This is a genomic window from Parasphingorhabdus sp. (assembly GCF_049667325.1).
Classification (GTDB): domain Bacteria; phylum Pseudomonadota; class Alphaproteobacteria; order Sphingomonadales; family Sphingomonadaceae; genus Parasphingorhabdus.
Genome location: NZ_JBATHY010000040.1, coordinates 1 through 4,772, shown reverse-complemented (window position 1 = coordinate 4,772; position 4,772 = coordinate 1). Strand labels below are relative to the sequence as shown.

Below are 4,772 nucleotides of genomic sequence, written 5' to 3'. Positions count from 1 at the left end.
AACGGCTGGGCCAGATCGAAGAGCAAATCGCGGGGTAGAGTCAGCCTTTCACGAAACGCAGCACCAGCATCGCGGTGACCGCCGACGTCGTGCCGGTCGCGAAGGTTCCCCAGATCATGTCGATGATGGTCAGCTTGGTCGACCAGGTCTTGAGCACCGCCTGGCTGGTCAGATCGAAGGTTGCGTAGCAGAAAAAGCCGAGCAGGGCGCCATTGAGCAGGGCGGTCGTCCACTGTCCGTCGATAAAAGCGGGCCGCACCGCAAACCACATCATCCCGACCAGATAGAGCGCATAAAAAGTCAGCGCCGGCGCCAGACGGAACTGGTCGGCCATGATATCGCCAATGATCGGACGGTAGAGCGAAGGCGCGGCATTGCTCAGCCAGATGGCGTCGAGCACACCGAAAATGACGGCGGCGATGGCATAAGCGGCAATATATTGGGTCATGGTCGATCCTGTTGTCATGGCTGTTTCAATCGGCGTGTTCCGCCCGCCCACCAGGCGGCGAGGGCAGCGACTGAAAAGGCGAGCAAGCCGGTCCATTTCATCGCTGCATCCGCCACCACCGGTTCGGGTCCGAACCAGTTGACCGATTGCAAGACCATCAGCAATACGGCCAAAAGGCCAAGGGCATATTTTGACGTGCCCGAGATGGCGCGGGTTTTGATGATGAAGAACGCCAGTGCGCCAAATGTGATCGCGAGCTCCAGCGGCATCTCGACCACCGGGTAATTCCAAAGCCCAAAGCCCATCTTTGGCGGTGAGCCCGCCAGTGTCAGGTCCGGCGCATGGACCAGCAGATCGAGAAACCAGTGCGACAGGACCACCGCTCCGCCGATCAGCGCGCCGGTCCGGTTGCGGGTGAACAGCCAGATCAGCAGCGCAAATCCCGCGGCCCAGATGCCGCTCCCCAGCAGGCTATGGGTATAGGGCATGTCATAAAGGTCCAGCGGCACCATCCTGGTGATTCCGGGCGTAATCCGAAAATTTTCGATGCCGACCAGCGCGAGACCGAAAAAGCCGAAATCCAGGAGCTGTCCGGCGACAAAAAGGGTGCCAAGCCCCGGCGCCTTGGGATGGGTTGCCGCGACCATCGCTGGCGCAAAATGACCGATGAACATATTTTTCTCCCATCCCTTTTCTTGAGCGCTACACCGGAACTTGACGATAGTGAAGTCCAAGCCCTTGACCGCGACCCAAAGCACCGTCATTGAATTTCGCCATGAGCGAAACCAAAGAAGACCTCTCACAGCTGAACTTCGAGGACGCGCTGAAGCGCCTCGAGGATATTGTCCGCAAACTTGAAAATGGCGACGTGCCGCTCGACCAGTCGATTGCACTATATAGCGAAGGCGAGAAACTGCGCGGTCTCTGCCAGCAACGACTGGAAGCCGCACAGGCCAAGATCGAGAAGATCACTCTCGATCGGGATGGCAAGCCGCAAGCCACTGTCCCGTTTGACGCGGACTGAATCGGTGGCCGCCAACAATAATTCGGATCTTTCGAAGGAAATGGCGCGGGTCGCTGCCGCTGTCGACCGACAGTTTGAGACGCTATTGCAGGTCCCGGACGATCCGCGGAGCGAGTTGTATGAAGCGATGCGACACGCCGCGATTGGCGGCGGCAAACGGCTGAGACCCTTGCTTGTGATGGCCACTTCCGGACTTTTCAATGTCGACGAATCCTGCGCGATCCGGGCAGCCACCGCGGTCGAGGCGCTGCACGTCTATTCGCTGGTCCACGATGATCTGCCTTGCATGGATGATGATGATCTGCGGCGGGGCAAGCCGACCACCCATATCGCCTATGGCGAGGCAACCGCGGTGTTGGCTGGGGATGCTCTGCACGCTCTGGCCTTCGGATTGCTGGCAGACGAACGGACCCATCGTGATCCTTTTGTGCGCGCCGAGATGACCGCCTGCCTAGCCAAAGCGGCGGGGCCTGCGGGCATGGCGGGCGGCCAGATGATGGATCTGGTCGCAGAAAACTCCTCTTTCGATCTGCAGACCGTGACCAGACTCCAGCAGTTGAAAACCGGTGCCCTGATCACCGCCTGCGTTGAAATCGGTGCGATATTGGGCCGGGTGTCCAACGAGGGCCGCACGAGCTTGCGTGGCTACGCCCATGATCTGGGCCTCGCTTTCCAGATTGCCGACGATATCCTGGACGTCGAGGGCGACGAGGAAAAGGCCGGCAAGGCGCTGCACAAGGATGCCAAGGCCGGCAAGGAAACCTTTCTGAGCCTGATGGGGCTGGGCCGGGCAAAAGAGCAGGCACAGATGCTGGTCGATCAGGCCAAATCACATTTAAGCGGCTATGGCGGAGAAGCGGATTTGCTGCGCGCCATCGCCGAATATACGATCGCAAGGGACCGCTAGGCGGAGGGGACGGGATATGAGAATCGGCGTTTATCCGGGGACTTTTGACCCCATCACACTGGGCCATATGGATATCATCAAGCGCGGGATGGCTCTGGTCGACAAGCTGGTGATCGGTGTCACCACCAACCCTTCGAAATCACCGATGTTTTCGGACGAGGAGCGGCTGGAAATGGTGCGCCGGGAAACGGCCGATCTGGGCGATGGTGTCGAAGTGGTCGGGTTCAATATGCTGCTGATGAAATTTGCAGAAAAGCGCGGTGCCAGTGTGATCGTTCGCGGACTGCGTGCCGTGGCCGACTTTGAATATGAATATCAGATGGCGGGCATGAACCAGCAGCTGAATGATGATATTGAAACGGTGTTTCTGATGGCCGATGTCTCGTTGCAGCCGATCGCCTCGCGTCTGGTCAAGGAAATTGCGATGTTCGGCGGCGAGATTCACAAGTTCGTCACTCCGCCGGTGGCCGATGAAATTACCGCAAGGGTGCTCAGGATCGGCCTCAAGGGAGATCAATAGCGTTCACCAGCAATTCATTGCAGAGACAGCTATAATCGTCCAAAGGCTAGTTGCTTTCCCATCCCGCTTTGCCAAATGAGTATGACATGCTGCGTAATTTTTTTCTGACCATTTCCGCTCTGTTTCTAGTTTCCGCTGCCGCACATGCGCAGGAAGCCCAAGAACAGACACCGGCTCCCGCATCGGTCCCTGCTGCAGAGAATATCCTGCATCTTGACCTGTCGACCGGTGGCCGGGTCACGATTCAGCTGTTCCCGGCGATGGCGCCCAATCATGTCGAGCGGATCAAGACGCTGGCGCGCCAGGGCTTCTACGACGGCATCGTTTTTCACCGCGTGATTGAAGGATTCATGGCACAGACCGGCGATCCTACAGGAACCGGCACCGGCAGCTCTGAACTGCCCGATCTGAAAGCGGAATTTGGCCGGTTCCCGCATGTTCGGGGCGTCGTCTCGATGGCCCGGGCGGAGAGCGAAGACAGCGCCAACAGCCAGTTCTTCATCGTCTTCTATCCCCGTTTTTCCCTCGACGGCAAATATACTGTTTTCGGCCGGGTCACCTCGGGTATGGAATATGCCGATACGATAGAACGTGGCGAGCCGCCCCTGAATCCGAGTCGCATATTGCAGGCATCGGTGGCTGCAGACAACAAGCCGCCGGTTCTGCCGGGTGCGCGGCCCAATATGTCCGAAGCGCCGATCACGCTGGATGACCTGAACGCGCCGTTGAATCCCTAGTCCGGCCCGTGCGCGTTGATCTTTTCGACTTTGCGCTGCCACAGGACTGCATTGCGTTGCGACCTGCGGTTCCGCGCGACAGCGCGAAACTGCTGAGAGTCGACGGCAAGAAGATATCCGACCATGTCGTTAGCGAACTGCCGCAATTGCTGGGGCCAAAGGACGTTCTGGTCTTCAACGATACCAAGGTCATTCCCGCGCAATTGCAAGGGACGCGCGGCGAGGCCACGATCGGAACTACGCTGCACAAGCGTGTGGACCTCCGACGGTGGCAAGCGTTCGTACGCAATGCCAAGCGCCTGCGCGTCGGAGAGACGGTCAATTTCGGGATGAATGTCTCGGCGCAAGCAGAAGCAAAGCTCGATGACGGCAGTTTCATTTTGCACTTTCTGGGCGATGAGCCGGTCGAATTGCTTCTCGAGCGCGCCGGGACCATGCCGCTGCCGCCTTATATTGCCAGCAAGCGGGCAATCGACGAGCGCGACGTTGATGATTATCAGACGATGTTTGCCCGCGAAAAGGGCGCCGTGGCTGCGCCAACAGCAGCGCTGCATTTCACAGACGGTCTGTTGGCCGCGCTGACCCAGGCCGGCGTGAGCAGCGAAATATTGACCCTGCATGTCGGGGCGGGGACGTTCCTGCCGGTCAAGGTCGACGAAACCGACGACCACCAGATGCACAGCGAGTGGGGTCGAATTGACGCTGCAACCTCAGACCGCCTGAATGCTGCGCGAAAGGCGGGAGGCCGGGTGATCGCGGTTGGCACAACCAGCCTGCGTCTTCTGGAAAGCGCGACGGGGAAAGACGGGGTCATCCGTCCGTTCGAAGGTGACACCGATATTTTCATCACCCCCGGCTACAGGTTCCGCGCGATCGACGGCCTGATGACCAATTTCCACCTGCCCAAATCCACCCTGTTCATGCTGGTCAGCGCGCTGATGGGGCTGGAGACGATGCAAGCGGCTTATGCCCATGCGATTGCCGAGGGTTTCCGGTTTTACAGCTATGTGGATTCGAGTCTGTTGCTTCCCTGAATAGAAAAGGGCGGCCCAATCGAACCGCCCTTTCCCAATATCTTTTGCATCTGGTCTAGCCTTCGGCAGGAGCCGTTGCTGGAGCAACCGGAGGGTCGTTGT

The 4,772-nt window shown here is 58.8% G+C and carries 7 protein-coding genes; 5 read left to right on the top strand and 2 right to left on the bottom strand.

Annotated elements, in window-relative coordinates; all coding sequences use genetic code 11:
• Positions 1-40: 40 nt before the first annotated feature.
• Positions 41-448 carry a DUF2177 family protein gene (locus WBM93_RS01935; protein WP_424427617.1) on the bottom strand — a complete coding sequence of 136 codons (408 nt, stop codon included), beginning with the start codon at positions 446-448 and terminating at the stop codon, positions 41-43.
• Between the two features lie 14 nt (positions 449-462).
• Positions 463-1,122 carry a hypothetical protein gene (locus WBM93_RS01930; protein ID WP_424427615.1) on the bottom strand — a complete coding sequence of 220 codons (660 nt, stop codon included), beginning with the start codon at positions 1,120-1,122 and terminating at the stop codon, positions 463-465.
• Between the two features lie 101 nt (positions 1,123-1,223).
• Here WBM93_RS01930 and WBM93_RS01925 point away from each other — a divergent pair, with 101 nt between their 5' ends.
• The 5 genes from WBM93_RS01925 (at position 1,224) to queA (ending at position 4,670) form a co-directional block, all read left to right on the top strand.
• On the top strand, positions 1,224-1,472 hold the full coding sequence (locus WBM93_RS01925) for an exodeoxyribonuclease VII small subunit (protein WP_424427613.1): 249 nt from the start codon (positions 1,224-1,226) through the stop codon (positions 1,470-1,472).
• 40 nt (positions 1,473-1,512) lie between these two features.
• Positions 1,513-2,379: a polyprenyl synthetase family protein gene (locus tag WBM93_RS01920; RefSeq protein WP_424427618.1), complete on the top strand. Its 867-nt coding sequence runs from the start codon at positions 1,513-1,515 to the stop codon at positions 2,377-2,379.
• A gap of 16 nt (positions 2,380-2,395) precedes the next feature.
• The gene (gene coaD, locus WBM93_RS01915; protein WP_424427611.1) at positions 2,396-2,899 is read left to right on the top strand and encodes a pantetheine-phosphate adenylyltransferase; all 504 of its coding nucleotides are present in this window, start codon (positions 2,396-2,398) and stop codon (positions 2,897-2,899) included.
• 86 nt (positions 2,900-2,985) lie between these two features.
• A complete protein-coding gene (locus tag WBM93_RS01910) occupies positions 2,986-3,636 on the top strand; it encodes a peptidylprolyl isomerase (protein ID WP_424427609.1) in 651 nt (216 codons plus the stop codon).
• Positions 3,637-3,644: 8 nt separating this feature from the next.
• A complete protein-coding gene (gene queA, locus WBM93_RS01905) occupies positions 3,645-4,670 on the top strand; it encodes a tRNA preQ1(34) S-adenosylmethionine ribosyltransferase-isomerase QueA (protein WP_424427607.1) in 1,026 nt (341 codons plus the stop codon).
• Positions 4,671-4,772 lie beyond the last annotated feature (102 nt).

Bases quoted from the DNA above. Each gene is read 5' to 3' on its own strand.
- coaD (WP_424427611.1), top strand. From the start codon at position 2,396: ATGAGAATCGGCGTTTATCCGGGGACTTTTGACCCCATCACACTGGGC.
- WBM93_RS01930 (WP_424427615.1), bottom strand. From the start codon at position 1,122: ATGTTCATCGGTCATTTTGCGCCAGCGATGGTCGCGGCAACCCATCCC.
- WBM93_RS01910 (WP_424427609.1), top strand. From the start codon at position 2,986: ATGCTGCGTAATTTTTTTCTGACCATTTCCGCTCTGTTTCTAGTTTCC.
- WBM93_RS01925 (WP_424427613.1), top strand. From the start codon at position 1,224: ATGAGCGAAACCAAAGAAGACCTCTCACAGCTGAACTTCGAGGACGCG.
- WBM93_RS01920 (WP_424427618.1), top strand. From the start codon at position 1,513: ATGGCGCGGGTCGCTGCCGCTGTCGACCGACAGTTTGAGACGCTATTG.
- WBM93_RS01935 (WP_424427617.1), bottom strand. From the start codon at position 448: ATGACCCAATATATTGCCGCTTATGCCATCGCCGCCGTCATTTTCGGT.